General features: G+C 64.7%; 27 protein-coding genes and 1 tRNA gene. 21 read left to right on the top strand and 7 right to left on the bottom strand.

What is annotated here, in order from left to right; translation table 11 throughout:
• From ACQ4W4_RS17080 to ACQ4W4_RS17040, 9 genes are all read left to right on the top strand, one after another.
• The gene (locus tag ACQ4W4_RS17080; protein ID WP_099408245.1) at positions 1-1,623 is read left to right on the top strand and encodes a carboxyl transferase domain-containing protein; all 1,623 of its coding nucleotides are present in this window, start codon (positions 1-3) and stop codon (positions 1,621-1,623) included.
• Positions 1,624-1,636: 13 nt separating this feature from the next.
• Positions 1,637-2,425 (top strand): enoyl-CoA hydratase/isomerase family protein, encoded by a 789-nt coding sequence (locus ACQ4W4_RS17075; protein WP_436542988.1) that lies wholly within the window; start codon positions 1,637-1,639, stop codon positions 2,423-2,425.
• A gap of 45 nt (positions 2,426-2,470) precedes the next feature.
• Positions 2,471-3,799: an adenosylmethionine--8-amino-7-oxononanoate transaminase gene (gene bioA, locus ACQ4W4_RS17070; protein WP_436542987.1), complete on the top strand. Its 1,329-nt coding sequence runs from the start codon at positions 2,471-2,473 to the stop codon at positions 3,797-3,799.
• A 1-nt stretch (position 3,800) separates the two neighbouring features.
• A complete protein-coding gene (bioF, locus tag ACQ4W4_RS17065; protein ID WP_436542986.1) occupies positions 3,801-4,997 on the top strand; it encodes an 8-amino-7-oxononanoate synthase in 1,197 nt (398 codons plus the stop codon).
• Positions 4,987-5,778 (top strand): dethiobiotin synthase, encoded by a 792-nt coding sequence (gene bioD / locus ACQ4W4_RS17060; protein WP_436542985.1) that lies wholly within the window; start codon positions 4,987-4,989, stop codon positions 5,776-5,778. Before bioF ends, bioD begins: the two co-directional genes overlap by 11 nt.
• A gap of 30 nt (positions 5,779-5,808) precedes the next feature.
• Positions 5,809-6,855, top strand: a complete 1,047-nt coding sequence (gene bioB, locus ACQ4W4_RS17055) for a biotin synthase BioB (RefSeq protein ID WP_436542984.1) — start codon at positions 5,809-5,811, stop codon at positions 6,853-6,855.
• A gap of 160 nt (positions 6,856-7,015) precedes the next feature.
• Entirely contained in the window at positions 7,016-9,043 is a 2,028-nt protein-coding gene (locus tag ACQ4W4_RS17050) for an acetyl/propionyl/methylcrotonyl-CoA carboxylase subunit alpha (RefSeq protein ID WP_436542983.1), read from the top strand.
• Between the two features lie 9 nt (positions 9,044-9,052).
• Positions 9,053-9,985 (top strand): 2-hydroxyacid dehydrogenase, encoded by a 933-nt coding sequence (locus ACQ4W4_RS17045; protein ID WP_436542982.1) that lies wholly within the window; start codon positions 9,053-9,055, stop codon positions 9,983-9,985.
• Position 9,986: 1 nt separating this feature from the next.
• Positions 9,987-10,910, top strand: a complete 924-nt coding sequence (locus ACQ4W4_RS17040) for a hydroxymethylglutaryl-CoA lyase (protein ID WP_436542981.1) — start codon at positions 9,987-9,989, stop codon at positions 10,908-10,910.
• Positions 10,911-11,131: 221 nt separating this feature from the next.
• Here the strand turns inward: ACQ4W4_RS17040 and ACQ4W4_RS17035 are convergent.
• Positions 11,132-11,208, bottom strand: a tRNA-Pro gene (locus tag ACQ4W4_RS17035).
• Between the two features lie 205 nt (positions 11,209-11,413).
• Here ACQ4W4_RS17035 and ACQ4W4_RS17030 point away from each other — a divergent pair.
• Complete coding sequence (locus ACQ4W4_RS17030) at positions 11,414-12,013, top strand: hypothetical protein (protein WP_436542980.1); 600 nt, start codon at positions 11,414-11,416, stop codon at positions 12,011-12,013.
• A gap of 41 nt (positions 12,014-12,054) precedes the next feature.
• Here the strand turns inward: ACQ4W4_RS17030 and rsmI are convergent, their stop codons facing one another.
• Positions 12,055-12,963 carry a 16S rRNA (cytidine(1402)-2'-O)-methyltransferase gene (gene rsmI, locus ACQ4W4_RS17025; RefSeq protein ID WP_436542979.1) on the bottom strand — a complete coding sequence of 303 codons (909 nt, stop codon included), beginning with the start codon at positions 12,961-12,963 and terminating at the stop codon, positions 12,055-12,057.
• Positions 12,964-13,122: 159 nt separating this feature from the next.
• On the opposite strand from rsmI, the gene ACQ4W4_RS17020 reads away from it, so the two are divergent.
• The 7 genes from ACQ4W4_RS17020 (at position 13,123) to ACQ4W4_RS16990 (ending at position 18,037) form a co-directional block, all read left to right on the top strand.
• Positions 13,123-14,325: a penicillin-binding protein activator gene (locus tag ACQ4W4_RS17020; protein ID WP_436542978.1), complete on the top strand. Its 1,203-nt coding sequence runs from the start codon at positions 13,123-13,125 to the stop codon at positions 14,323-14,325.
• Positions 14,326-14,335: 10 nt separating this feature from the next.
• Positions 14,336-14,695, top strand: a complete 360-nt coding sequence (locus tag ACQ4W4_RS17015) for a YraN family protein (protein WP_436542977.1) — start codon at positions 14,336-14,338, stop codon at positions 14,693-14,695.
• A gap of 57 nt (positions 14,696-14,752) precedes the next feature.
• Positions 14,753-15,349 carry a phosphoheptose isomerase gene (locus ACQ4W4_RS17010; RefSeq protein WP_034752465.1) on the top strand — a complete coding sequence of 199 codons (597 nt, stop codon included), beginning with the start codon at positions 14,753-14,755 and terminating at the stop codon, positions 15,347-15,349.
• On the top strand, positions 15,342-16,028 hold the full coding sequence (locus tag ACQ4W4_RS17005) for a BON domain-containing protein (protein WP_436542976.1): 687 nt from the start codon (positions 15,342-15,344) through the stop codon (positions 16,026-16,028). Before ACQ4W4_RS17010 ends, ACQ4W4_RS17005 begins: the two co-directional genes overlap by 8 nt.
• A gap of 95 nt (positions 16,029-16,123) precedes the next feature.
• A complete protein-coding gene (locus ACQ4W4_RS17000; protein ID WP_436542975.1) occupies positions 16,124-16,645 on the top strand; it encodes a peroxiredoxin family protein in 522 nt (173 codons plus the stop codon).
• Between the two features lie 109 nt (positions 16,646-16,754).
• Positions 16,755-17,345, top strand: a complete 591-nt coding sequence (locus ACQ4W4_RS16995; protein WP_436542974.1) for a sigma-70 family RNA polymerase sigma factor — start codon at positions 16,755-16,757, stop codon at positions 17,343-17,345.
• Positions 17,342-18,037: an anti-sigma factor gene (locus ACQ4W4_RS16990; RefSeq protein WP_436542973.1), complete on the top strand. Its 696-nt coding sequence runs from the start codon at positions 17,342-17,344 to the stop codon at positions 18,035-18,037. The genes ACQ4W4_RS16995 and ACQ4W4_RS16990 overlap by 4 nt, the downstream gene beginning before the upstream one ends.
• A 46-nt stretch (positions 18,038-18,083) precedes the next feature.
• Here ACQ4W4_RS16990 and ACQ4W4_RS16985 read toward each other — a convergent pair whose 3' ends face one another.
• Together ACQ4W4_RS16985 and ACQ4W4_RS16980 are read right to left on the bottom strand one after the other, a co-directional pair.
• Positions 18,084-18,506, bottom strand: coding sequence for a PaaI family thioesterase (locus ACQ4W4_RS16985; protein ID WP_436542972.1), 423 nt, complete (start codon positions 18,504-18,506; stop codon positions 18,084-18,086).
• Positions 18,507-18,596: 90 nt separating this feature from the next.
• Positions 18,597-19,754 carry a PepSY-associated TM helix domain-containing protein gene (locus ACQ4W4_RS16980; protein ID WP_436542971.1) on the bottom strand — a complete coding sequence of 386 codons (1,158 nt, stop codon included), beginning with the start codon at positions 19,752-19,754 and terminating at the stop codon, positions 18,597-18,599.
• A 214-nt stretch (positions 19,755-19,968) separates the two neighbouring features.
• Between ACQ4W4_RS16980 and ACQ4W4_RS16975 the strand changes: the two genes are divergently transcribed.
• The 4 genes from ACQ4W4_RS16975 to ACQ4W4_RS16960 all read left to right on the top strand — a co-directional run bounded on the left by ACQ4W4_RS16975 (position 19,969) and on the right by ACQ4W4_RS16960 (position 23,988).
• Positions 19,969-20,514: a YbhB/YbcL family Raf kinase inhibitor-like protein gene (locus tag ACQ4W4_RS16975; protein WP_436542970.1), complete on the top strand. Its 546-nt coding sequence runs from the start codon at positions 19,969-19,971 to the stop codon at positions 20,512-20,514.
• Positions 20,504-21,325, top strand: a complete 822-nt coding sequence (locus ACQ4W4_RS16970) for a helix-turn-helix transcriptional regulator (protein ID WP_436542969.1) — start codon at positions 20,504-20,506, stop codon at positions 21,323-21,325. The genes ACQ4W4_RS16975 and ACQ4W4_RS16970 overlap by 11 nt, the downstream gene beginning before the upstream one ends.
• Before the next feature lie 67 nt (positions 21,326-21,392).
• On the top strand, positions 21,393-21,731 hold the full coding sequence (locus ACQ4W4_RS16965) for a hypothetical protein (protein ID WP_436542968.1): 339 nt from the start codon (positions 21,393-21,395) through the stop codon (positions 21,729-21,731).
• Between the two features lie 100 nt (positions 21,732-21,831).
• Positions 21,832-23,988 (top strand): TonB-dependent receptor, encoded by a 2,157-nt coding sequence (locus ACQ4W4_RS16960; RefSeq protein WP_436542967.1) that lies wholly within the window; start codon positions 21,832-21,834, stop codon positions 23,986-23,988.
• A gap of 77 nt (positions 23,989-24,065) precedes the next feature.
• On the opposite strand, the gene ACQ4W4_RS16955 is transcribed toward ACQ4W4_RS16960, so the two are convergent.
• From ACQ4W4_RS16955 to ACQ4W4_RS16945, 3 genes are all read right to left on the bottom strand, one after another.
• Positions 24,066-24,728, bottom strand: coding sequence for a uracil-DNA glycosylase (locus ACQ4W4_RS16955; RefSeq protein ID WP_436542966.1), 663 nt, complete (start codon positions 24,726-24,728; stop codon positions 24,066-24,068).
• Between the two features lie 90 nt (positions 24,729-24,818).
• Positions 24,819-25,124 (bottom strand): Txe/YoeB family addiction module toxin, encoded by a 306-nt coding sequence (locus tag ACQ4W4_RS16950; RefSeq protein WP_436542965.1) that lies wholly within the window; start codon positions 25,122-25,124, stop codon positions 24,819-24,821.
• Entirely contained in the window at positions 25,105-25,374 is a 270-nt protein-coding gene (locus ACQ4W4_RS16945; RefSeq protein ID WP_215410191.1) for a type II toxin-antitoxin system Phd/YefM family antitoxin, read from the bottom strand. The genes ACQ4W4_RS16950 and ACQ4W4_RS16945 overlap by 20 nt, the downstream gene beginning before the upstream one ends.
• Positions 25,375-25,413: the final 39 nt, after the last annotated feature.

The raw sequence follows: 25,413 nt of genomic DNA, 5'->3' as shown, positions 1-25,413 counted from the left end.
ATGCCGCACATCGAAAGCAAACTCAATCCGCGCAGTGAAGATTTCAAGGCCAATGCCGCGGCCATGCAAGCCATCGTCGACGATCTGCGCGACAAGGTCGAGAAAATCGCGGCCGGCGGCGGCGAGGCGGCGGCCGCCAAGCACCTGGCGCGCGGCAAACTGCTGCCGCGCGACCGCGTGCAGATGCTGCTCGATCCCGGCACGCCGTTCCTCGAGTTTTCCCAGATGGCGGCCTACGCCATGTACCAGGACGCCAAGGGCGTCGATGCGGCGCCTAGCGCCGGCATCATCACCGGCATCGGCAGGGTCTCGGGCCAGGAATGCGTCATCGTCTGCAACGACGCCACCGTCAAGGGCGGCACGTATTACCCGATGACCGTGAAAAAGCACTTGCGCGCCCAGGAAATCGCCGACCAGAACAATCTGCCCTGCATCTACCTGGTCGACTCGGGCGGCGCCAACCTGCCGAACCAGGACGACGTCTTCCCCGACCGCGACCATTTCGGCCGCATCTTCTATAACCAGGCGAACCTGTCGGCCAAGGGCATCCCGCAGATCGCCGTCGTGATGGGTTCTTGCACGGCGGGCGGCGCCTACGTGCCGGCCATGAGCGACGAATCGATCATCGTCAAGGAGCAGGGCACGATTTTCCTCGGCGGCCCGCCGCTGGTGAAAGCGGCGACGGGCGAAGTGGTGACGGCCGAAGACCTGGGCGGCGGCGACGTGCATACGCGCTTGTCCGGCGTGGTCGACCACCTGGCGCAGAACGATCTGCACGCACTGTCGCTGGCGCGCACCATCGTCTCGAATTTGAACCGCACCAAGCCGCAGCAGATGGCCTTGCGCGAGTCCGTCGAGCCGAAATACCCGACGCAGGAACTGTATGGCGTGATCCCCGTCGACACGCGCAAACCGTTCGACGTGCGCGAGGTGATCGCGCGCATCGTCGACGGCAGCGATTTCGACGAATTCAAGGCCCGCTACGGCACCACCCTGATCTGCGGCTTCGCGCATATCTATGGCGTCAAGGTCGGCATCATCGCCAACAACGGCATTTTGTTCTCCGAATCGGCCTTGAAAGGCACGCATTTCATCGAATTGTGCTGCCAGCGCAAGATCCCGCTCGTCTTCCTGCAAAACATCACGGGCTTCATGGTGGGCCGCAAGTACGAAAACGAGGGCATCGCCCGCAATGGCGCCAAGATGGTCACGGCCGTCGCGACGGCCGCCGTGCCGAAATTTACGGTGATCATCGGCGGCAGCTTCGGCGCCGGCAATTACGGCATGTGCGGCCGCGCGTTCTCTCCGCGTTTCATGTGGATGTGGCCCAATGCGCGCATCTCCGTCATGGGCGGCGACCAGGCGGCGTCCGTGCTGGCCACCGTCAAGCGCGACGGGATCGAAGGCAAGGGCGGCGCATGGAGCGCGGACGAGGAAGCGGCCTTCAAGCAGCCGATCAAGGATCAATATGAACACCAGGGCCACCCGTACTATGCCACCGCGCGCCTGTGGGACGATGGCGTGATCGACCCGGCCGATACCCGCATGGTGCTGGGCCTGGGCCTGTCGGCCGCCTTGAACGCGGAAATCCCGGACACGAAGTTCGGCGTATTCCGCATGTAAGGGAGAGAAAAGCATGGAATTTGAAACCTTAAAGCTGGTCATCGAGGGCAATGTCGCCACCGTGACCCTGAACCGCCCCGACGTGCGCAATGCCTTCAACGAGACGACGATCGCCGAACTGGCGCGCGCCTTCGAGGGACTGGGACGCAGCGACATGGTGCGCGCCATCGTGCTGGCCGCGAATGGTGCGGCCTTCTGCGCCGGCGCGGACCTGAACTGGATGAAGAAGATGGCCGGCTACACGCATGCCGAAAACCAGGCCGATGCGCTGCAGCTGGCGCAGATGCTGCGCACGATTTACCTGTGTCCGAAACCCGTGGTGGCGAAGATCCAGGGCGACTGTTATGCGGGCGGCATGGGTCTCGTCGCCGCATGCGATATCATTCTGGTTGCGGAAGACGTGCATTTCTGCCTGAGCGAAGTGCGGCTGGGACTGATCCCGGCCACTATTTCACCATATGTCATCAAGGCCATGGGCGAAAACGCGGCACGCCGCTATTTCCTGACGGCGGAGCGATTCTCCGCCCAGGAAGCGCTGCGCATCGGCTTTGCCCACGAGGTAGTCGAGGCAAGCGCGCTGGACGCGAAAACCGCCGAGGTACTCAAGGCGCTGACGGGCAACAGCCCGCATGCCGTGGCGCAAGCGAAAACGCTGGTGCGCGAGATCGCCGGCCAGCCGGTCGACGACGCGCTGCTGTCGGACACCGCCGAACGCATCGCGCAGATCCGCGCCTCGGAGCAGGGGCGCGAAGGCGTGCAATCCTTCCTCGACAAGCGCAAGCCGGGTTGGCTCATGGGCTAGTTAATAGTCCACAGCTCATGGACTAAGAATATCATTGGAGCAGTTTTGAAAGCAGAAAAACAATCGGGCTGGGTCGAACGCAGTCTGCGCAGCGTGTGGCATCCGTGCACGCAAATGCAGCACCACGAGACGGTTCCCCTCATCCCCGTCAGCCATGGCCGCGGCGCCTGGCTGTATGACCACGAAGGACGACGCTACCTGGACGCCATCAGCTCCTGGTGGGTGAACCTGTTCGGCCACGCCAATCCGCGCATCAATGCGGAACTCAAGGACCAATTGGACCGGCTGGAACACGCGATGCTGGCCGGTTTCACGCATGAACCGGTGATCGAGCTGTCGGAAAAGCTCTCCGCCTTGACGGGCGGCGTGCTTGGTCACAGCTTTTACGCGTCCGACGGGGCCTCGGCCGTGGAAATCGCCCTGAAAATGAGCTTTCACGCCTGGCGCAACAGCGGCAAGAGTGAAAAACAGGAATTCGTCTGTTTAAAAGGCAGCTACCACGGCGAAACCATCGGCGCGCTGGCCGTCACCGACGTCGCCCTGTTCAAGGATGCCTACGGCCCCCTGCTGCGCGCCACAACGACGGTGATGTCGCCCGACTTCCGCCAGGCGGCCGAGGGCGAGTCCGCCCAGGACGTGGCGCGCCGCGCAGCCACCGACGTGGAACGGCTGTTCCAGCAGAAGGCCGACAAGATTGCCGCCATCATCATCGAACCATTGGTCCAATGCGCCACCGGCATGGCCATGCACGATCCGCTATACCTGTCGCTGGTGCGCGACCTGTGCGACCGTTATCAAGTCCATTTGATCCTCGACGAGATCGCCGTCGGCTGCGGCCGCACGGGCACCTTCTTTGCGTGCGAACAGGCCGGCATCTGGCCCGACTTCGTCTGCCTGTCGAAGGGCATCAGCGGCGGCTATCTGCCCCTGTCCCTGGTGATGACGCGCGACGACATCTATCAAGCGTTCTACAGCACCGACGTGCGCCGCGGCTTTTTGCATTCGCACTCGTACACGGGCAACCCGCTGGCTTGCCGCGCGGCGCTGGCGACCCTGTCGATTTTCGAGGAAGACGACGTGCTGGCCACCAACCGCGAACGCGCCGCCAAGATCACGCGCGCCCTGGCGCCGCTGGCGCAGCACGAGCGCGTAAAACACTTCCGCCAGCAGGGCATGATCTGGGCCTTCGATGCGGTGGACGCGGCGCCCGACTTTTCGCGCCGTTTCTTCAGCACGGCGCTGGAACACGAACTGCTGATGCGCCCCATCGGTTCCACCGTCTACCTGATGCCGCCGTACATTCTCGACGACGCGGAAATCGCGGGCCTGGGCCAGCAAACCCTGGACGTCTTCAACAAAGTGATCGGAGCCTGAGATGGAACTGCTCACACGCTTGAAGCAGCAGTTGCAGGGGCTGGAAGAGCGCAGCCTGATCCGCCGCCGCCGCACCGTCGACACGCCGTGCGCGCCGCGCCTGACGGTCGATGGACGCGCCATGCTGGCCTTTTGCAGCAATGACTACCTGGGCCTGGCCGCGCATCCGCGCATCGTCGCCGCGCTGAAAGAGGGCGCCGACCTGTATGGCGCCGGCAGCGGCGCTTCGCACCTGATCAGCGGCCACAGCCGCGCCCACGCGCAGCTGGAAGAGCGCCTGGCCGATTTCGTCGGCGCCAACCTGGAAAACGCGCGCGCGCTGTATTTCTGCACGGGCTACATGGCTAATCTGGCGGTGCTGACGGCCCTGGCGGCGGGCGATGCGGACGCGGAGATTTTCTCGGAAGCGCTGAACCACGCCTCGCTGATCGACGGCACGCGCCTGGCCCGCGTCAAGACGCGCGTGTATCCGCACGCCGACCTCGACGCCCTCGCGGCCCTGCTGGCGGCCAGCACGGCCAAAACGAAAATCGTCGTCACCGACAGCGTCTTCAGCATGGATGGCGACCTGGCGCCGCTGCCCGCGCTGCTGGCCCTGTGCGAGCGGCACGGCGCCTGGCTGGTGGTCGACGACGCGCACGGCTTCGGCGCACTGGGCGATAACGGCCGCGGCGCCCTGGAACACTTCGGCCTGCATTCGCCGTATCTGGTCTACGTGGGCACCCTGGGCAAATCGGCCGGCGTGGGCGGCGCCTTTGTGTGCGCCCACGAAGCCGTGATCGAGACGCTGATCCAGAAGGCGCGCCCCTACATCTTTACGACGGCGGCCGCGCCCGCTCTCGCGCATGCGCTGCTCGCCAGCCTGGACATCATCGCCGGTGAAGAAGGAAAACAACGCCGGATGCACCTGGCGGCGCTGGTGGCGCAATGGAACGAGGGCTTGCAGCTGCAGCGCTGGCAAGCCTTGCCATCGCTGTCCGCCATCCAGCCTGTCATCATCGGTGAAAATGCGGACATGCTGGCCGTCGCCGCGAATCTGTACCAGCAAGGCCTGTGGGTCGGCGCCATCCGCCCGCCTACCGTCCCTGCCGGCACGGCGCGCCTGCGCGTGACCCTGTCGGCCGGCCATACGGCGCAGGAAGTGGCGCAATTGATCAACGCAGTCAACACCCTGGAAAGGACACGCCATGAGCCTTGATGACCCCATCGTGGCGGAAGTGCTGGCGGACCTGGCGCCGGCCGTGCAGGCGGCACCGGCAGCCATCGGCCTGCCCTCGCGCTTTGCCTGTTTCGTCACCGGCACGGACACGGAAATCGGCAAGACCTTGACCTCGTCGGCCCTGCTGCACGCGCTGGTGGCGCGCGGCGTGCGCGCCTGCGGCATGAAGCCCGTCGCCGCCGGCGCCGAGATGCGCGACGGCGAACTGCATAATGAAGACGCCGACAGCCTGATCGCCGCCGGCAACGTCACCATGCTGCGCAGCCTGACGACGCCCTACATGCTGAAGGAGCCGGCCGCGCCGCACATCGCCGCCGCGCTCGAAGGCGTCAGCATCGAGTCCGTGCCCATCCTGGCCGCCTACCTGGAAATCGCCGCCGCGTCGGACGCGGTAGTGGTCGAAGGCGTGGGCGGTTTCCGCGTGCCGCTGTCAAGCGATTTCGACTCGGCCGACCTGGCGCAGCAGCTCGATTTGCCCGTGATCCTCGTGGTCGGCATGCGTCTCGGCTGCATCAGCCAGGCCTTGCTGACGCTGGAAGCCATCGAAGCGCGCGGCCTGACGGTGATCGGCTGGGTTGCCAACACGCTGGAAGTGGAAATGCGCTTCCTCGACGAAAATATCGATGCGCTGATCGAGCGCATCCCGGCGCCGCTGCTGGGCAGGGTGCCCCGCCTGGCGCAACCGAGCGCGGAAGCGGCCGCCGCGTATCTCGATTTCACCGGCTTGCCCAACTGGCCGGCGCAGCATCCAAACACCTAACGTATCCAAAAATAGAAGCGAAGGAATCACATGTCTCACGTCCAAGAAGCAGCAAAAACCGTCGAACTGCACCGCCCTGCGGCGCGCATCACCGTACCCGACGCGGCCACCTGGCCCGTCGCCGATGTGCTGGCCCTGTTCGACCTGCCATTCAATGACCTGATGTTCAAGGCCCAGCAAACCCACCGCGTCAACTTCCCCGATGGCGACGTGGAACTGGCGACCCTGTTGTCGATCAAGACGGGCGGCTGCGAGGAAGACTGCGGCTACTGCCCGCAGGCGGCCCGCTACGACACGGGCGTGGAAGCGAAAAAAATCCTCGATATCGACACGGTGCTCGACGCGGCCCGCCAGGCGAAAGCCAACGGCGCCACGCGCTTCTGCATGGGCGCCGCCTGGCGCGGCCCGAAGGACCGCGACATGGACAAAGTCGAAGAGATGGTCAGCAAGGTAAAAGCGCTGGGCCTGGAAACCTGCGCCACCCTGGGCATGCTGGAAGAAGGACAAGCGGACCGCCTGAAGAACGCGGGCCTCGATTTCTACAACCATAACCTCGATACGGCGCCAGAGTTCTACGACAACGTCATCTCGACGCGCGAATACCAGGACCGCCTGGACACCCTGGGCCGCGTGCGCGAAGCGGGCTTGAAAGTGTGCTGCGGCGGCATCGTCGGCATGGGCGAAACGCGCTTGCAGCGCGCGGGCCTGATCGCCCAGCTGGCGAACCTGAATCCGTATCCGGAATCGGTGCCCGTCAACCACCTGGTGCAGGTGGAAGGCACGCCTTTGTACGGCCTGGAAGCGCTCGACCCGTTCGAATTCGTGCGCACGATCGCCGTTGCCCGCATCACCATGCCGAAGGCGCGCGTGCGCTTGTCGGCCGGCCGCCGCCAGATGGGCGAAGCCGTGCAGGCGATGTGCTTCCTGGCCGGCGCCAACTCCATTTTCTATGGCGACAAGCTGCTCACCACCGACAACCCGGAAGCGGAAGACGACCGCACCTTGCTGGGTAAACTGGGCTTGCAGACGCGCGGTGCCATGCTGGAATCGGTACAGAAAGAGAAGTGCGGCTGCTGATGACAGCCTTGTCGGGTTACGCCGTCCCGGCTAACCCGACCTACGATATCCAGCCTCACCATGCGTAGGTCGGCTTGGCGCAAAGCGCGTAAACCGACAAACCAGCAGACAACGTCCACCAAGAGACAGCTGCCCCTTTTTGAGAGAATAGAGAGAGACCATGTTCACTAAAATTCTGATCGCCAACCGCGGCGAAATCGCTTGCCGTGTCGCCGCTACCGCGCGCCGCATGGGCATCCAGACCGTCGCCGTGTATTCGGAAGCGGACGCCAACGCCAAGCACGTCGCCGTGTGCGACGAAGCGGTGCTGATCGGCCCCGCGCCGGCCAAGGAAAGCTATCTGTGCGGCGACAAGATCATCGCCGTGGCGCTGGCCACTGGTGCGCAGGCGATCCACCCCGGCTACGGCTTCCTGTCCGAGAACGCCGACTTCGCCGACGCCTGCCAGGCGGCGGGCCTGGTCTTCATCGGCCCGCCGGCGTCCGCCATGCGCGCCATGGGCTCGAAGTCGGCCGCCAAGTCGCTGATGGAGAAAGCGAACGTGCCGCTGGTGCCCGGCTACCATGGCGAGAATCAGGATGCGGAATTTTTGCACGGCCAGGCCGACAAGATCGGCTATCCCGTGCTGCTGAAGGCGTCCGCCGGCGGCGGCGGCAAGGGCATGCGCGTCATCGAGAACAGCGCCGACTTCAAGGCGGCACTGGCCTCGTGCAAGCGCGAAGCGATCAGCTCTTTCGGCGATGACAAGGTGCTGGCCGAAAAATACCTGTCGCGCCCGCGGCATATCGAAATCCAGGTGTTCGCCGACACGCTAGGCAACTGCATCTACCTGTTCGAGCGCGATTGCTCGGTGCAGCGCCGTCACCAGAAGGTACTGGAAGAAGCGCCGGCGCCGGGCATGCCGGCCGAGCGCCGCGCCGCCATGGGCGAAGCGGCCGTCGCCGCCGCCAAGGCCGTCGGTTACGTGGGTGCGGGCACGGTGGAGTTCATCGCCAACCAGGACGGTTCGTTCTATTTCATGGAGATGAACACGCGCCTGCAGGTCGAGCATCCGGTGACGGAAATGATCACGGGCACCGACCTGGTGGAATGGCAATTGCGCATCGCCTTTGGCGAGCCGCTGCCGAAAAAACAAAGCGAACTGGCGATCCACGGCCACGCCATCGAGGCGCGCATCTACGCGGAAAACCCCGAAAAGGGCTTCCTGCCGTCGATCGGCACCCTGCGCCACATGCAATCGCCTTCCGCCGTGACGTTCGAACTGGGCGGCACGGTGGAGCCGGCGTCCGTGCGCATCGATTCAGGCGTGCGCGAAGGCGACGCCATCTCGCCGTTCTACGATCCGATGATCGCCAAGCTGATCGTCTGGGGCGCGGACCGCCGCGTAGCGCTGGCGCGCATGGCGCAGGCGCTGTCCGACTACCAGATCGTGGGCCTGGCCAGCAATATCGCCTTTTTAAAACGCCTGGTCGAAGGCCAGGCATTCAGCTCTGCCGATCTCGACACGGGCCTGATCGAGCGCAATCAAGCGTCGCTGTTCCCCGCCCTGCAGCCGGCGCCCGACACGGCCCTGGCGCTGGCGTCCGTCGCCCTGCTGCTGGAAGAGAAGACAGCCGCCGAAGCGCAGTCGGCCCACCGCGCCGACCCGTGGGGCAACGCCCTGGGCTGGCGCTTGAACAGCACCCTGGGGCGCAGCCTGTCGTTCACCGATGAATTCGCACTGGGCAGCGACGACAAAACCTATGCCGCGCGCATCGCCTACAAAACCGAGGGCTGGCTGTTCAACGGGCAGCCCCTCACCTTGACGGCGCGCACAGGCAACGAACTGCACATCAAGCTGGGCGAGCGTGCCGTGCATGGCACGGTGCTGCGCGATGGCGAACAGTTCCACGTCTTCACCAGCGGCTTGCACTACACACTGCACTACAACGACCCGATGGCCCATGCGGGCGAAACGGAAGCGGAAGGCGGGCGCCTGACGGCGCCGATGCCGGGCAAGGTCGTCGCCGTGCTGGTGAACAAGGGCCAGGACGTCAGGAAGGGCGAACCGCTGGTCATCATGGAAGCGATGAAGATGGAACACACGATCGCCGCGCCGCACGACGGCCTGGTGGAAGACGTGCTGTATGCGGTCGGCGACCAGGTGGCAGACGGCGCGCCGCTGCTGGCCTTCAAGGCTGCCGCGTAAGGACACGCGATGCGCATCCTTTTACAGCGCGCGGATGGCAAGGAAGCGGCGTGGATCGCCGATTTTAAAGACTTGCTGCCCGAAGCGCAGATCCACTTCTGGCGCGAAGGCGAGGCGGTCGCGCCCTGCGACTACGCCGTCGTGTGGCAGCCGCCGGCCGCCATGCTGCCCGAGCTGGCCAAGGTCAACGCCATCTTCAACACGGGCGCCGGCGTCGACGCGCTGTTGAAATTCGGCGAGGCGCTGCCCGCCCACGTGCCGCTGGTGCGCCTCGACGACGCGGGCATGGGCGTGCAGATGGCCGAGTATGTGAGCCACGCCGTGCTGCGCCACTTCCGCCGTTTCGACGATTACGAGGCGCAGGGCCGCGCGGGCATCTGGCAGCCGCTGCCCGCGTTCGACAAGGCGGATTTTCCCGTCGGCGTGCTGGGCATGGGCGTGCTGGGCACGCGCGTGCTGCAGACGCTGGCGCAGTTCGAATTCCCCCTGCGCGGCTGGAGCCGCAGCCAGAAGCACGTCGATGGCGTCGAATGCTACGCGGGCGAGGAGGAGCTGGAAGCCTTCCTGCGCGGCACGCGCGTGCTGGTATGCATGCTGCCGCTCACGCCCGAGACGCACAATCTGCTCGACCGCGCGCGTCTGTCCATGCTGCTGCCGGGCGCCTACGTCATCAACGTGGCGCGCGGCGCGCATCTGGCCGAGCCGGATTTATTGACCCTGATCCGCTCCGGACATATCGCCGGGGCGACCCTGGACGTGTTCCGCAACGAGCCGCTGCCGCAGCAGCACCCGTTCTGGCAAGAACCGCGCATCACCATCACGCCGCATATTTCGGCCGCTACCCTGCGCCGCGAAAGCGTGGCGCAGATCGCCGCCAAGATGCGCCGCCTGCACGCCGGAGAAGTGGTCGCCGGCATCGTCAACCGTTCGCAAGGATATTGAAATGAACCCTACTACCAGTTTGCCCAAGCAGGTCAAGATCGTCGAAGTGGGCCCGCGCGACGGCCTGCAAAACGAGAAGGACACCATCAGCGCCGCCGTCAAGATCGAACTGGTCGACCGCCTGACCCTGGCCGGCTTCGCCAACATCGAGGCGGCGTCCTTCGTCTCGCCGAAATGGGTGCCGCAGATGGCCACCAGCGCGGAAGTGATGGAAAAGATCGCGCGCCGCCCCGGCACGATTTACTCGGCGCTGACGCCGAACATGCAGGGTTTCGAGGCGGCGCTGGCGGCGAAGGCCGATGAAGTGGTGATCTTCGGCTCCGCGTCCGAGGCATTCTCGCAAAAGAACATCAACTGCTCGATCGCCGAATCGATCGCCCGCTTCGAGGGCGTGGCCAAGGCGGCCAAGGAACACGGCCTGCGCCTGCGCGGCAGCATCAGCTGCGCCTTCGGCTGTCCCTACCAGGGAGAAGTGCCGCTGGACGCCGTGGCCGACGTGGTGAAACGCATGCGCGATCTCGGTTGCGACGAAATCGACATCGCCGACACCATCGGCGTGGCCACGCCGCGCAAGACGCAGGCGGTGATGGAGCGCGCCATCGCGGCATTCCACGTGGGCGGCCTGTCCGGCCACTTCCACGACACCTATGGACAGGCGCTGGCGAATATCTACGCCAGCCTGGAAACGGGCATCGCGATCTATCACTCGTCCGTCTCCGGCCTGGGCGGCTGCCCCTACGCCAAAGGCGCCACCGGCAACGTGGCCACCGAGGACGTGCTGTACATGATGCAGGGACTGGGGATCGCCACCGGCATCGACCTGGACCTGGTGGTCGATGCGGGGCAGTTCATTGCACAGCAGCTGGGGCGCAAGGGTTCCAGCCGCGCCGGCAATGCCATTGCGGCGAAACGCCTCGCGGCGTAGGTCGGATTAGCGCGCAAGCGCGTAATCCGACGCCACCAACGCCATGGCCGGCACTGTTGTCGGGTTACGCGCTTTGCGCTAACCCGACCTACCCGGCTGGGGGCAGACCCTCAATGCCGCTAGCGTCAAGCTCAGCGCCAACACATCCGGGGGTCTGACCCCGGCAGTACAGACGAAAAAAAACCCAAGAGCCGAAACTCTTGGGTTTTTTTCTACAAATTTGGTCGGAGTACAAGGATTCGAACCTTGGACCCCCTGGTCCCAAACCAGGTGCGCTACCGGGCTGCGCCACACTCCGAAGACCAAGATAATACAGGCCGTATCGACTTCGGTCAAGGGTCAGGTGAAACTCTGTGTAAATTATTTACGCGCGGCATAGCGGCTCATGTATTTTTCAACACGCAAGAAATATGCGACACTGGCTAGGCAAGTTTTCCCGATCAGACATGAAGGCGACGACGGCAATGGAGTTCAGGATAGAAAGAAGCGACGGCGGCCGGCCCATGCCGAACCGCCGCGGCATCGCGCTGGGCATCGCCGTGTCCCTGCTGCTGCATGGGGCCTTGATCACTCTGTGGCGCCATGTGCAGCCAGCCGCACCGCTAGACACGGCGCCGCGCGTCGAATCGATCGCCGTGTGGATACGTCCGCTGGCCGCCAAACCGCCCCCGCTGCCTCCGCCTGTCGAGGTGGTCAAACCGAAGCGCGAACCCAAGCCCATCAGCAAGCCGAAACTCGCCACCAGCCGGGAAGCGCCGGCGGCGGCCACGGCGCCGGCATCCAGCCAGCAAGCCATCACGCTTGTGCCGGCAGCACCAGCCACGCCGGCGGCTAATCCCGACACCTTCACGCAAGACATACCGAAATTCGACATGGAGGCGGCCAGGAAGACGGCGCGCAAGATGGCTAGTGAGCGCGACCCGTCCAAGGTAGGCACGGCCGTGGGGCAAATTCCCGACAAGCCGCTGCAAACGGAAACCCAGCTGGCGCGCGACATCGCCCAGGGCAAGCGCGGCGATTGCCGCACCGCTTATGCCGGCGCTGGCCTGCTGGCGCCCGTGCTGATGTTGCTGGACAAGAAGGATAGCGGCTGCAAGTGGTGATGATTTGGCAATATCCCCATCATCGGTATGCCGCCATCAGATTATTCCTGCCCCTTCAACTGCAACGCCCGCTCATACAGGGCGTTCTTCTTGCGGCCCGTGATCTGCGCCGTCAGATTCGCCGCCTGCTTGACGCTGCATTCGGCCAATAGAATGTTCAGGATGCGTTCCGCTTCCACATCTTCCGCATCCTGCGCTTCGGTGGCGCCTTCCAGCAGGACGACGAACTCTCCCTTTTCGCGGTGCGCGTCGGCACGGATCCAGCTTTCCGCCTCGGACAGGGGGCAGCGGTGGATTTCCTCGAACATTTTCGTCAGTTCGCGCGCGAACACCACCTGGCGCGTCGGCTCGAACGCTGCCGCCAGGGCCGTGGCGCAATCGAGGATGCGGTGCGGCGCTTCATAAAATACCATGGTGGCCGTCACGCCGCGCAGGCTGTGCAGCATGTTTTCGCGCTGCTTGGCCTTGGCTGGCAGGAAGCCGACAAAGTAAAACTGGTCATTCAACAGGCCGCTGGCGGAAATGGCCGTGATCGCAGCCGACGGGCCGGGCAGGGGCAGCACGCGCAAGCCGGCTGCGCGCACGGCGTCGACGATGCGCGCGCCCGGGTCGGACACGGCGGGCGTACCCGCGTCGGAAACGAGGGCGATGCGCTCGCCGGCGTGCAGGCGGGCGATCAGGGTCTGCGCCACTTCGCGTTCGTTATGTTGATGCGCCGCAATCAATGGCTTGTTCAAGCCAAAGCGTGTCAGCAGGTGCGCCGTGTTGCGCGTATCTTCACAGGCGACGGCGTCGGCAAGGCTCAGCAAGTGCAGCGCGCGCAGGCTGATATCGGTCACATTCCCGATCGGCGTGGCCACTATATACAATGTTGCGATAGGATAGACCTGGTGCGCCGCCTCTGTCATGATGGGCAGGCTGGCGATGGAACTGATTTCTTGTACGGTCATTTTGGAGGTTGAATGCTTGCTAATAGTGTGAAGTTACTGCTTGTTTGTGCCGCGACCGGCATGCTGAGCGCTTGCAGCACGCCTTGCGACGCGCCCGGGCAATTGTGCGCGCCTATTGAATCTAACACAAGGGCGCTGCCGCCACCGAAGCCGCTGCCCGTGCCGCCCAAGCCGTCCGCGCCCGAACCGGTGACGTTTGCCGTGGCCGTGCCCGATATCACCGCGTACGACGGCAATGGCGCCCCGCTGGCGCCCATCAACACCAAGCCGGCAACGGGCACGCCGCAGGACATGCCGGCCGCCACGGCGCCGGCGCCGTCCGACGGCCAGGTCCACCACATCGGCCTGCTGCTGCCGCTGCGCTCCGCGTCCCTGGGCCCGGCCGCCGAACTGCTGCGCGCCGGTTTCATGGCCGCGTACGAGCGCGACCGCAGCGGCTTCGAAGTGACGGTGATCGACACGGGCGACGGCAGCAGCGACGTCCTGAACAAGTTTGCGCAAGCACAAGAGGAACAGGATGTCGTCGTGGGGCCGTTGTCGCGCTCGGCCGTCACGGCCGTGGCGAACAGCGACCTGGTGCGTAAACCAACGATCGCCCTGAACCACCCGGACAACCGCGGCGAGGCGCGCCTGCCGGCCAAGCTGCTGGTGATGGGCCTGTCGATCGAGGCGGAAGCGCGCCAGGTCGCCGCCTGGGCCGCCAGCGAACAGCCGGGCGCGAGCGCGCTGGTCCTGTCGGCCGGTTCGCCCTCGCAGCGACGCATCAGCGCCGCCTTCAAGCAGGAATGGCTGCGCCAGGGCGGCAAGGTCGAGACGATGGATTTGACGGCCACGAATGGCTACCTGAGCGATGCCGAGCTGGTGCAGCTGCGCGCGCGCCTGGCCGCCACGCCGCCAGGCCTGCTGTTCGCCGCGCTCGACGCCGACCAGGCACGCCAGCTGCGCGTGGCCATCGGCAGCGACCTGCCCCTGTACGGCACTTCGTCACTGAATCCCGGCGCCGGGCGCGGCGCCAGCGGTCCCGAGCTCGATGGCGCGCGCCTGCTGGACCTGCCATGGCAAGTGCGGCGCGACCATCCGCAAGTGATGGTGTATCCGCAGCCGCCGCAACCGGCCGACGCCCGCCTGACGGCCGACATGGAACGCCTGTACGCGCTGGGCATCGACGCCTTCCGCGTGGCGCGCGAAGTGGCGCTGCGGCCAAACGCGCCGTTCACGCTCGACGGCGTGACGGGCCGCCTGGCTGTGCGCTTTGAGAACGATCAAAGCGTGTTCGAACGCACGGAACAGGCCGCCACCTACCAGCAGGGCGTGCTGGGCACCTGGCCACCGGCCGCACCGGCCACGCCGCCGGTACAATAAGGAGGCAACCATGCCGCCCTTCGCTTTCTGGAACAAACGGGAACGGGGACGGCAGGGGGAAGACGATGCGCTCGCGTATCTGCTGCTGCAAGGCCTGGTGCTGCTGGAACGCAACTATTTGTGCAAGGGAGGGGAGCTGGACCTGATCATGCGCGATGGCCCCTCCATTGTTTTCGTCGAAGTGCGGCTGCGCAGCAACGCGGCCTATGGCGGCGCCCTGGCCAGCATCACGCCAGCCAAGCAGCGGCGCATGGCGGTGGCCGCGCAAACCTGGCTGCAGGGACAAAAAACCGTGCCGCCGTGCCGCTTCGACGCGCTGGCCATCGATGGCGGGCGCATCAGCTGGTTGAAGAACATCCTCGATATGTAAGCATTTTTAACAGTGCTTGTCCGCCATGCCGCGCGCCTGCACTATAATCGGCAGACTATGAATAATCAACGCATCCTCTCGCACTTCCACGAAAGTGCCGAACTCAAGATCCAGGCAGCCACCGTACTGGCGCAACCCATTGCGCAGGCGATCGACCTGATGTTTTATGCATTGTCCAACGGCAACAAGATCCTCGCCTGCGGCAACGGCGGTTCCGCCGCCGACTGCCAGCATTTCGCGGCCGAGCTGGTGGGACGCTTCGAACGCGAGCGCTTTCCGCTGCCGGCCCTGGCGCTGACGACGGATACGTCGATCCTGACGGCCGTGGCCAACGACTACAGCTACCGCGAGATTTTCTCGAAGCAGGTACAGGCCTTCGGCCAGGCCGGCGACATCCTGCTGGCCATCTCCACGTCGGGCAATTCGGCCAACGTGATGGCCGCCGTGGAAGCGGCGCTCGAGCGCGAAATGCGCGTCGTGGCGCTGACGGGCAAGGACGGCGGCGCCATCGGCAAGATGCTGACGGACGCCGACGTGCATATCTGCGTGCCGGCCGAGCGCACGGCGCGCATCCAGGAAGTCCACCTGACCACCATACATTGCATCTGCGACGGCATCGACGTCGCGCTATTCGGAGGAGACGTGAATGACTAAATTCGGTACTGGCCCAGGCTGGAAACGCGTACAACGCCCGTTGGCGACAGCACTGCTGTGCGGCGCCATGCTCACCTCGCTCACCGGCTGCATCGAATTGATGGTCGGCGGCGCGGTGATGGGCGGCGTTGCCGCGGCGGACCGCCGCACCCTGGGCGCCCAGACCGAAGACAAGTCGATCGCCGTCAAGGGCGAGGCGCGCGTCCCGTCCATCGTCGGTGATGCGGGCCACGTGAACGTCACCAGCTTCAACCGCCGTGTCCTGCTGACGGGCGAAGTGCGCGACGAGGCGATGAAAAATGCCGTCGAGCGCGAAGTGCGCAATATCGAGGGCGTGGAGTCGGTGGCCAATGAATTGATCATCGCCGGCCCGGCCAGCTATACCTCGCGCTCGAACGACGCGCTGATCACCACCAAGGTCAAGGCCAGCCTGGTCGACATGAAAACCATCTCGGCCGCCTCGTTCAAGGTCGTCACCGAGAACGGCACCGTGTTCCTGATGGGCCGCGTGACCCAGCGCGAAGGCACGGTCGCGGCCGACGTGGCGCGCGGCGTGGGCGGCGTGCAGAAAGTGGTCAAGCTGTTCGACTACATCTCGGAAGCGGAACTGAAGCAATTGCAGCCCGATCCGCCGCAGCAGCGCACGACCAGCACGGTCAGCGATACGGTGCAGCAGTAAGCGTTCTCCCCCATCCGGCCTACGGCGCCAGACTGACGATGCGTCTATAATGGACGCATCGTCGCGCTTTTCAAGTGACTCATTTCAACTTCGCCATGTCAACTTCGCCATCCGCAAGCAAGTCCTGGATCAAGCCAGCCCTGATCACCGTCTTCGTGGCGGGTGTGGCGGCAGCTGGCTATCTGTCGCTCAATGGCAAGCAAAGCGCGCCGGACGTGACCTTCCACGGCATCCATGGCGAGAAAATCACGTCAAACAGCCTGCGCGGCAAGGTCGTGATGGTCAATTTCTGGGCCACCTCGTGCACCACTTGCGTGGCGGAGATGCCGGACATGGTCGACACCTACAACAAGTACAAGGGGCAGGGCCTGGAATTCGTGGCCGTGGCCATGAAATACGACCCGGCCAACTACGTGCTGAACTTCGCCGAAACGCGCCAGCTGCCCTTCAAGGTGGCGCTCGACGTGACGGGCGAAGCGGCCAAGGCCTACGGCGACGTCGCCCTCACGCCCACCACCTTCGTGCTCGACAAGCAGGGCAAGATCCTCAAGCGCTACGTGGGCAAGCCGGAATTCGCCGAACTGCACAAGCTGCTGGAAACCGCCATCGCCGGTTGATCCAACGCAAAAATACCCGCCCTACACCGCACAAAACTCTGTTGCCAAGTGTTGCCAAACTGTTATAACCTTTACAGGCGTGATCCCATTCACCTTGTGAAGGCCAGCCGTGTCCCCAGCCGCTCAATCGCTCGACCCGCAGCAACTGAAAACCTGGCTGCTTGCCACCGGGAACAAGGACGCCACGGCGTTCCGCCAGCTGTATACTTCCACCTCATCGAAACTGTTTGGCTTCGCGCTGCGTATATTGCATAAGCAAGAGCTCGCTGAAGAAGCCTTGCAAGAGGGGTTCGTCGCCATCTGGAACAACGCCGCCGCTTACCAGAGCCATCTGGCAGCGCCGATGACCTGGATGGCCACCATCGTGCGCAACAAGGCCTTCGATGTGCTGCGGCGCAGCGACGATACCGTGGAAATCGATGCCGAACAGTTTGATAGCGAAGTCATGAATGCACTCCGGGACCCCCAGGCCACGCCGATCGAATCGCTGCAACTGAGCGGTGACGCCAAGGCGCTGGCGTTTTGCATGTCCGCCCTGGAAGGGCTGCACCGGCAGGTGGTCGCCCTGGCGTTCTATCACGACCTGTCGCACAGCGAAGTGGCGCAGCAGATGTCTCTGCCGATCGGCACCGTGAAGACGTGGATACGCCGCAGCCTGGAGCGGCTGCGCACATGCCTGGCGAAACGGGAGGCATCATGAATATCCGCGGCAATGACGCCCTGCGCCAGAAACTGGCGTCCGAATACGTGCTGGGCACCCTGAAAGGGGGCGCGCGGCGGCGTTTCGAAGGCTGGCTGCACAACGACGCCGATTTGCGCAATATCACGGCCGAATGGCGCCAGCGCCTGGAACCGATGGCGGAATTCGCCACGCCCGTGGCGCCGCCCAAGCGCGTGTGGCAGCAGATCGAGCAGCGCCTGCACCTGAAGCCGCAGGGCGGCTGGTCCTGGTTGCGCGATTCGCTGTCGTTCTGGCGTGGTCTGGGCATGGCGTCGAGCGCCATCGCCGCGCTGCTGGTGATCGTCGTGGCCACGCGCGTGGTGGATGCGCCGCAGATCAGCTATGTCGCCAGCCTGACGGACGAAAAAGCGCAAACGGCCCTGCTGCTGACGGCCGACAGCCGTCACGGCGCGCTTGAGGTGCGCATGGTGGGCAACGCGCCCGTGCCTGCCGATCGCGACCTGGAACTGTGGGCCGTGCCGAAGAGCGGCAACCCGCGCTCCCTGGGCTTGCTGGCGGACAAGGGTAACGTGAAACTGGCGTTGTCGCAGCGCGCCATCGGCAACGACGTGGCTTTGCTGGCCGTCACCTTGGAGCCGAAAGGCGGCTCGCCGAATCCGGACGGACCGACGGGACCCGTTTTGTATAAAGGTAACTGGGTCAGGCTATAAGGAAATGTCGGGTTACGCAGCGCTGCTGCTAACCCGACCTACCGGCCTATTTTGGATACAGAATCATCTGCGTGCAGCGGAACAGGGCGATGGTCTTGCCCGTTTCCTTGCTTTTCACCACGGCATCCCACACTTGCGTGTTGCGGCCCTTGTGCTCAACCTTGGCCGTGCAGGTCAGCGTGCCTTCGCGGGCCGTGCCCAGGTGGTTCGATTTCAGTTCGATGGTGGTGAAATTGCTGGCGCCCTCGGGCAGGTTGACGATGCAGCCATAGCCGGACGCCGTGTCGGCCAGGGTCACCACGCTGCCCGCGTGCAGATAGCCGTTCGGCGCCAGCAGATGCGGCAGCACGGGCAATTCCGCCGTCAGCTGGCCGTCGCCCACTGCCGTGATGACGATGCCCAGATGGCCGGGCAGGCGGCCCGTGCCGCGTTCATTCAACATTGCTACGGTGATCTCGGGATGGCTCATGCTGGTCCTTGTGCGGGTGAGTCCGGACAGCGGATCTGCCGGAAAATACTATGATGATAGCAACTTTCCCCGCAACGGTTTCGCAGCCGCCTATTTCCGGCCGCGCCGCCGTTTCCACCACACCAGGGTCCCCGTCAGCAGGAACAGCAAGGGCATCAGGCCGAACAGCGTAATGAAGGCGCGCCCGGCCACGCCAAACGCCTGGCCCGAATGCAGGGGAAATTGCCAGCCCAGGAAAACGTCTCCGGCCGGCGCCCGCAAGGGATCGCGTATGCGCAGGGGCAAGCCGCTGCGCGCGTCCAAGGTAATGCGCGTGGCGCCGTCGCCGTGGGCGATCTCGCCGGGCTGGCGCACGCGCACGTCATACGGCTGGTCCTTCTTGGCCGGCAGCACGATGCGCGACACGCGCGCCTGCGGATACAGCCGCTGCGCGGCGGCCATGGCGGCGCCCGCATCGAGCTCGGCGCCGTCCCGGGCCACATTCTTCAGCTTGGCCGTGTCCGGCACCGTCGCCACGAGCTCCACCAGCGGCACGATCAATTGCGGCAAATTGAAATAGATGCCGGAAAAGGCGATCACGGCCAGCACGGGTGCGGCAAAGAAGCCGGCCGCCTTGTGCAACGTGTAGTTAAAACGGGGCCATGAGCCGCCATGCGATACCGTCAGGGCGCGCTTGATCGCCATCCACTGCAGGCGCGGCCACCACAGATAAATGCCGGTGAGCGCCATCAGCAGCAGCATCACGCCCGAGATACCCGTGATGGTCTTGCCCACTTCGCCGGACAATACATAGCGGTGCAAATGAAACATGCCCGACATCAGCAATGGGCGCGAGAGGCCGAAGCGGCCCCAGTCGCGCTCGCCTTTGACTTGCCAGGTGTAGGGATCGACCATCACCTGGCGCACGATGGCCTGGCTGAAGGCAGAAGGTTTGCCAGCCTGGCGGTATGACGCCACGTACACGTCGCGCGCATCGGCGGGCGGATTGAGCTGACTCGGCTTGCCGTAGGCGGGGTCGGCCGCGAGCTGGTCCACCACCGCCTGCACCGTGCGCGGCGTCACCTGGAACACCTGGCCAGGCGCGGGCGTGCTCGCCTGCAACAGAGTGGGATTCAGGTAGGCGTCGAGCTCCGGCATCCAGGCGATGGCGGAACCCGTCAAGCCCAGCAGGACGAACAGGGCGCCGAACCACAGGCCCGCATACAAGTGCAGCTTGGCGAACAACCATTTGATCGGGCGTTGTGACATGGAAACTTTGAGGAACTGGGCTGCGGAACGATAGCATGAAAGCCCCGCAGTGAAAATCATACCCATCAAGAAGGCGGCAAACCGCATAACACGCTCATGGCAACGTGGAAATCGGCTGAAAGCGAGCGTTTCGGCACCAAAGTCGAGCATATCGGCATCGCGGGTCAATGTTGCGCGGCGTACACTTTCCCCTATACTTATCGAAAGGAAAATTATGACCGCCTCCCGCTTCCTCGCCGCCACGCTGGGCCTCGCTCTTCACCTGGGCGCGCACGCCGCCGATTTCACGGTGACCAGCACCGACATCGCCCCCGGCCAGAGCCTGGCAAGCGCGCAAGTATTCCAGGGCTTCGGCTGCACGGGCGGCAACCTGTCGCCGCAATTGTCGTGGAGCAACGCGCCGGCCGGCACCAAAAGCTACGCCATCACCCTGTACGATCCCGACGCACCCACGGGCAGCGGCTGGTGGCACTGGAGCGTGTTCAATGTGCCAACCAGCACCACGTTCTTGCCTGCGGGAACGACAACCGCCACCTTGCCGGCCGGCGCCGTACAAGGGCGCAACGATTACGGCGACAGCGCCTACGGCGGCGCCTGCCCGCCACCGGGCGACAAGGCCCACCGCTACCAGATCACGGTGTGGGCCCTGAAAACAGACAAGCTGGCGCTGGATCGGCACGCCAGCGGCGCCATGCTCGGCTACATGCTCAATGCCAACGCACTGGGCAAGGCACAGCTGACGGGACTGTATGGCAGATGAGATGGAAGCGGTGGCCCTGAGCGAACTGCGCATCGCCCACGGCACCATCGAAGCGCGCCGCGCGCAAACCTTGCGCCGCGTGCCCGTCTTCCAGAGCGCCCTGTGCCGCGTGCGGCAGGGAACCAAGCTGCTGGAATGGGGCGCGCGCCAGGCGCGCGCCGGCACGCACGACGTGGTGCTGATGCCGGCGGGACAGGAACTGGGCGTGGCCAACCTGCCCGGCGCGCAAGGCTACCGGGCGGAAGTGCTGAGTTTTTCGCCGGCCCTGATCGCCCGTTTCCGCGCGCGCCATGGCGGCCTCGTCGATGCCCAGCTGCGCCGGGCGGCCACGGCCAGCCTGTGCGTGCCGCTCGACGTGCACGCGGCGCGGGCCTGGGACCAGTTGACGGCCAGTCTGGCTGCCGACGCGCCGCCCGCGCTGCTGGCGCACCAGGCGGAGGGCTTGCTGCTGGCCCTGGCCTTGGGCGGCCACTGCGGCCCCTTGCTGCTGGACCGCCGCGACCCGCTGGCCGCGCGCGTGCAGCAAGTGCTGCTGCTGGACCCGGGCGCCGACTGGAGCGTGGCCAAAGTCGCCAGGCAGCTGCACCTGGGCGCCTCCACGCTGCGCCGCCAGCTGGCCCTGGAACAGCGCCATTTCCGCGCCATCCTGGAGGACGTGCGCCTGGGACTGGCCTTGCAGGAATTGCAATCTGGCATCTTACCCATCGGCGACATCGCCGCCGCCTGCGGCTACGCCTCGCCCTCGCGCTTCGCGGCCCGTTTCCGCCAGCACTATGGCGTGTCGCCGCGCGACTTGCGCGCCACCTTGTAAGTCCGCTCCAGCGCAAAAGACGCAACAAGCGCTGACAGCGGGGTGATTTTCTTGCTACTATGCGCCCATGTCTTCCCGCCAGCCATCCCGCAAGCCTTACCCGGCGTCCGCCCTCGCGCGCACGCCGTGGCGGCTGTGCGTGGCACTGTTCAGTGCGCTGGCCCTCGTGTTCCTGCTGTCGACGGCCGCCTCGCACCTGCACAAGACGACGCTCGACGCGGAAGAATGCGCGCTGTGCGCCACGGTCATCGACAAGGTGGCCGATCTCGCCGTGCCGCCGGCCATCGCCGAGCCGCCTGCCCAGTTACTGCCGTACCGCCTGCTGGCCATCGCGCCCGCCACCCTGGCGCCCGTCGCCGCCCTCGTCCTGCCGCCCGTGCGCGGCCCGCCTGCCGCCTCGCTGTAGTTCCCACGCTGTTTTTTTCCTTTTCAGGCTGCACCGCCGCGCGCCGCGTTCTCCGCATGCGCGCCGGGCAGCCTGGCGTTGACTATTTTCGAGGTTCACCATGCAACACACTCCACGCCTGAGCGCGCTGTCGCTCGCCCTTGCCAGCCTGTTTACCGTTTCCACCCATGCCGCCGAGCCTGCCGGCGCCAATAGCGATGCCGCCCCGCCGGAAATGCAAAAGGTGGAAGTCACGTCCGCCCACCTGAAAAGCGCGCGCATCGAACTGTCGCCGAAAGTCGGCACCACCATCTACAGCATCGACAGCCACATGGTCGACATGCTGGGCCAGGGCGACAACACGCCATTCAACGAAGTGCTGCTGCGCCTGCCGGGCGTGTCGCAGGATTCGAAGGGTTCCGGCGCCCTGCATGTGCGCGACGACCATGCCAACGTGCAATACCGCATCAATGGCGTGCAACTTCCCGAAAGCATCAGCGGCTTCGGCCAGTCGATCGACACGCGATTGATCGACAAGACGGATTTCATGACGGGCGCCTTGCCGGCCCAGTTCGGCCTGCGCACGGCCGGCATCGTCGACATCGAAACGAAAGAGGGCGGCATGACGCCGGGCGGACGCATCGGCGTCATGGTCGGCAGCCACGACCACGTGGAGCCGAGTGCCGAATTTTTCGGCAGCGTGGGCAAGTTCAATTACTACCTGTCCGGCAGCTACCTGGGCAATGCACTGGGCGTGGAAAACCCGCAGGATACGCGCAGCGCCCTGCACGACAAGACGCGCCAGAACAAGTCGTTCGGCAGCCTGTCGTATTTCCTCGATGACAACACGCGCCTGGGCGCCATGTTCGGCACCTATAACGGCCGCTTCCAGATCCCGAATAACCCGGACCAGGCGCCGGCCTTCTCGCTGGCCGGCCACAGCGACGCGCAGGCGGGCACGTCCAGTCTGCCGTCGTCGCAGCTGAATGAAAACCAGCGCGAGGTGAACCGCTTCCTCGTGCTGTCGCTGCAAAAAAGCCTGGGCGACGTCAATTACCAGGTGTCGGCCTTCCACCAGTATTCGGAATTGCACTTCACGCCCGACGCCATCGGCGACCTGATCTACAACGGCGTGGCCTCGGACTCGCGCCGCGCGAACAGCGCTTCCGGCGCCCAGTTCGACATCAGCTACAAGCTGCACCCGGACCACACGGTGCGCGCCGGCCTGGCCTACACACGGCAAAAGACGACGAGCGACAACACGGTGGCCGTCTTCCCGGCGCTGGACGGCGCGCAAACCGCCACCACGCCCATCACGGTGCTGGACAACAGCGGCAAGACCGGCACCCTGGCCAGCGTCTACCTGCAGGATGAATGGCATATCAGCAAGCCTTTGACCCTGAACTATGGCGCGCGCTTCGACAAGGTCTCGGCCTACACGAGCGAGCAGCAATGGAGCCCGCGCGTCAACCTGGCGTACCAGCTGGCGCCAGGCACGGCCCTGCACGCCGGCTATTCGCGCTACTTCACGCCGCCGCCGCAGGAGCTGGCCGCGCAAGCCAGCATCGACCTGTACGCGAACACGACGAACGCGCCGGAAATCGGCCAGTCCGACAACGTCAAGGCCGAGCGCACGCATTACTACGACGTGGGCATCAGCCACCAGGTGAGTCCGAAGCTGACCCTGACGGCGGACGTGTACTATAAAAAGATCAACAACCTGCTCGACGAAGGCCAGTTCGGCCAGGCATTGATTTTGACGCCGTTCAACTATGCGGACGGCTACGCCAAGGGGCTGGAGCTGTCCGCCATCTACAGCGAGAAAAACTGGGGCCTGTTCCTCAACGCCAGCACGCAAAAGGCGCAAGGCCGCAACATCAATTCGGGGCAAGCCCTGTTTGGCGCCGATGAGTTGAACTACATCCGCTCCCACTATGTCTACCTCGATCATGACCAGAAATACACGCTGTCCGGTGGCGGTCATTATCACTTTGGCGACTCGCAAGTGAGCGCTGACTTCCTCTACGGCAGCGGCTTGCGCATGACGCCGGACGGCGGCGCACCGAATTCCGGCCATCTGCCGAGCTACTTCACCGTCAACACGGCGCTCACGCACACGTGGAAGAACACGCCCGTCGGCAAGGTGGAAGGACGATTGGCCCTGATCAACCTGTTCGACAAGTCGTATCTGCTGCGCGACGGTTCCGGCGTGGGCGTGGGAGCGCCGCAGTATGGCGCCCGCCGCAGCATTTATGCCGGCCTGTCGACCAGTTTTTAACCGTTACCACCGTTACGCGCGAAGACAGCGGCAGGGAGCAACGCCTGCCGCTGTCGGTTGCCGTCCCGTGTCATGCCTTATCCCCAGGCGATGGCCGCCTGGTCGTGCGCCTGCAGGTAGGCATTCGCCTGGCTGAACGGCTTGCTGCCAAAGAAACCTTTATTTGCCGACAAGGGGGACGGATGCGGCGCCGTCAGCACCAGGTGCTTGCCGGGATCGATCAGGCTGCGTTTCGCTTGCGCATAGCCGCCCCACAGGATGAAGACCAGGTGCTTGCGCTCGGCGGACAGGTGACGAATCGCGCTGTCCGTCAGCTTTTCCCAGCCCTTGGCCGCGTGCGAACCGGCCGCGCCCGCGCGCACCGTCAGCACGCTGTTGAGCAAAAATACCCCTTGCTGCGCCCAGTCGGTCAAATCCGTGCGCGTGCGCACCACGCCCAGGTCGCTCTGTAATTCCTTGAAGATATTCTGCAGGCTCGGCTGCGGTGGCATGCCTTCGGGAATGGAAAAACACAGGCCCATGGCCGCGCCGGGCGTGTGATACGGATCTTGCCCCAGGATCACGACTTTCACCTGCTCGAACGGCGTCAGGTCGAAGGCGCGGAAAATGGTTTTCCCGGGAGGACAGCACGGCCCCGCCGCGTACTCTTCCTTCACGAAGGCGGCCAGGCGTTCCCAGTAGGGCTGGGCAAACTCGCCCTCCAGCCGCGCCTTCCACGATGCGTCGATGCGTACGTCCATGGCTCCTCCGTCAATCATGTTTTTAAAACATCATCGATCAGTATAGCCGCGTCATGGCCGGTACCGCGTTACGGTACGGCCGCGCAATGCCTATTTGTCGTCGTAGTGATAGCGGCACGCGGCCACATAGATGCAGCCCCCGTCAGGAAGGTAGACGAGCCGGTGCTGGCGGTCGATGCGGCGCGACCAGAAACCCGTCAGCTCGCCTTTCAGCGGTTCCGGCTTGCCCGTGCCCTTGAACGGGTCGGCCAGGCATTCATCGAGCAAGTCATTGATTTTTTGCAGGATTTTCAGATCGTTCTCTTGCCAGAACAGATAATCTTCCCAGGCATGATCGGTCCAGGCCAGCACGGCAGCGTGCGCCTGCTGCTTATTTTCAGCCTTCCGGTTTTTCATGTTGCGCCAATTCCCTGGGCTTGGCCTTGCCCGCCTTGATCTGCGCCACGGACGCCATCAGCCGGCTGGCATTCTTGGCCGTGCCCAGCAAGTACAGGGTTTCCTCGATGCTGTTGTAGTCGGACAAGGACAACATCACCACGTGTTCGCCATTCACGCGCGTGATCACCGTGGGCGTGTGGTCGTTGCAGACGTCGTCCATCACGCTTTTCAGGCCCGCGCGCGCCTCGCTGAAAGTCAGGATATTCATGCCGTGCCACCGTCCCATTGAAAGTACATGCGGATAATT

The sequence above is a fragment of the Janthinobacterium glycogeni genome (genome assembly GCF_051380725.1).
Taxonomy (GTDB): Bacteria; Pseudomonadota; Gammaproteobacteria; order Burkholderiales; family Burkholderiaceae_D; genus Janthinobacterium.
This window is presented reverse-complemented; position numbering and strand designations above follow the sequence as displayed.

Coding starts and splice junctions, on each gene's coding strand:
- ACQ4W4_RS17080 (WP_099408245.1), top strand. CDS start 1: ATGCCGCACATCGAAAGCAAACTCAATCCGCGCAGTGAAGATTTCAAG.
- ACQ4W4_RS17075 (WP_436542988.1), top strand. CDS start 1,637: ATGGAATTTGAAACCTTAAAGCTGGTCATCGAGGGCAATGTCGCCACC.
- bioF (WP_436542986.1), top strand. CDS start 3,801: ATGGAACTGCTCACACGCTTGAAGCAGCAGTTGCAGGGGCTGGAAGAG.
- bioD (WP_436542985.1), top strand. CDS start 4,987: ATGAGCCTTGATGACCCCATCGTGGCGGAAGTGCTGGCGGACCTGGCG.
- bioB (WP_436542984.1), top strand. CDS start 5,809: ATGTCTCACGTCCAAGAAGCAGCAAAAACCGTCGAACTGCACCGCCCT.
- ACQ4W4_RS17050 (WP_436542983.1), top strand. CDS start 7,016: ATGTTCACTAAAATTCTGATCGCCAACCGCGGCGAAATCGCTTGCCGT.
- ACQ4W4_RS17045 (WP_436542982.1), top strand. CDS start 9,053: ATGCGCATCCTTTTACAGCGCGCGGATGGCAAGGAAGCGGCGTGGATC.
- ACQ4W4_RS17040 (WP_436542981.1), top strand. CDS start 9,987: ATGAACCCTACTACCAGTTTGCCCAAGCAGGTCAAGATCGTCGAAGTG.
- ACQ4W4_RS17030 (WP_436542980.1), top strand. CDS start 11,414: ATGCCGAACCGCCGCGGCATCGCGCTGGGCATCGCCGTGTCCCTGCTG.
- rsmI (WP_436542979.1), bottom strand. CDS start 12,963: ATGACCGTACAAGAAATCAGTTCCATCGCCAGCCTGCCCATCATGACA.
- ACQ4W4_RS17015 (WP_436542977.1), top strand. CDS start 14,336: ATGCCGCCCTTCGCTTTCTGGAACAAACGGGAACGGGGACGGCAGGGG.
- ACQ4W4_RS17010 (WP_034752465.1), top strand. CDS start 14,753: ATGAATAATCAACGCATCCTCTCGCACTTCCACGAAAGTGCCGAACTC.
- ACQ4W4_RS17005 (WP_436542976.1), top strand. CDS start 15,342: ATGACTAAATTCGGTACTGGCCCAGGCTGGAAACGCGTACAACGCCCG.
- ACQ4W4_RS17000 (WP_436542975.1), top strand. CDS start 16,124: ATGTCAACTTCGCCATCCGCAAGCAAGTCCTGGATCAAGCCAGCCCTG.
- ACQ4W4_RS16990 (WP_436542973.1), top strand. CDS start 17,342: ATGAATATCCGCGGCAATGACGCCCTGCGCCAGAAACTGGCGTCCGAA.
- ACQ4W4_RS16985 (WP_436542972.1), bottom strand. CDS start 18,506: ATGAGCCATCCCGAGATCACCGTAGCAATGTTGAATGAACGCGGCACG.
- ACQ4W4_RS16980 (WP_436542971.1), bottom strand. CDS start 19,754: ATGTCACAACGCCCGATCAAATGGTTGTTCGCCAAGCTGCACTTGTAT.
- ACQ4W4_RS16975 (WP_436542970.1), top strand. CDS start 19,969: ATGACCGCCTCCCGCTTCCTCGCCGCCACGCTGGGCCTCGCTCTTCAC.
- ACQ4W4_RS16970 (WP_436542969.1), top strand. CDS start 20,504: ATGGCAGATGAGATGGAAGCGGTGGCCCTGAGCGAACTGCGCATCGCC.
- ACQ4W4_RS16965 (WP_436542968.1), top strand. CDS start 21,393: ATGTCTTCCCGCCAGCCATCCCGCAAGCCTTACCCGGCGTCCGCCCTC.
- ACQ4W4_RS16960 (WP_436542967.1), top strand. CDS start 21,832: ATGCAACACACTCCACGCCTGAGCGCGCTGTCGCTCGCCCTTGCCAGC.
- ACQ4W4_RS16955 (WP_436542966.1), bottom strand. CDS start 24,728: ATGGACGTACGCATCGACGCATCGTGGAAGGCGCGGCTGGAGGGCGAG.
- ACQ4W4_RS16950 (WP_436542965.1), bottom strand. CDS start 25,124: ATGAAAAACCGGAAGGCTGAAAATAAGCAGCAGGCGCACGCTGCCGTG.
- ACQ4W4_RS16945 (WP_215410191.1), bottom strand. CDS start 25,374: ATGAATATCCTGACTTTCAGCGAGGCGCGCGCGGGCCTGAAAAGCGTG.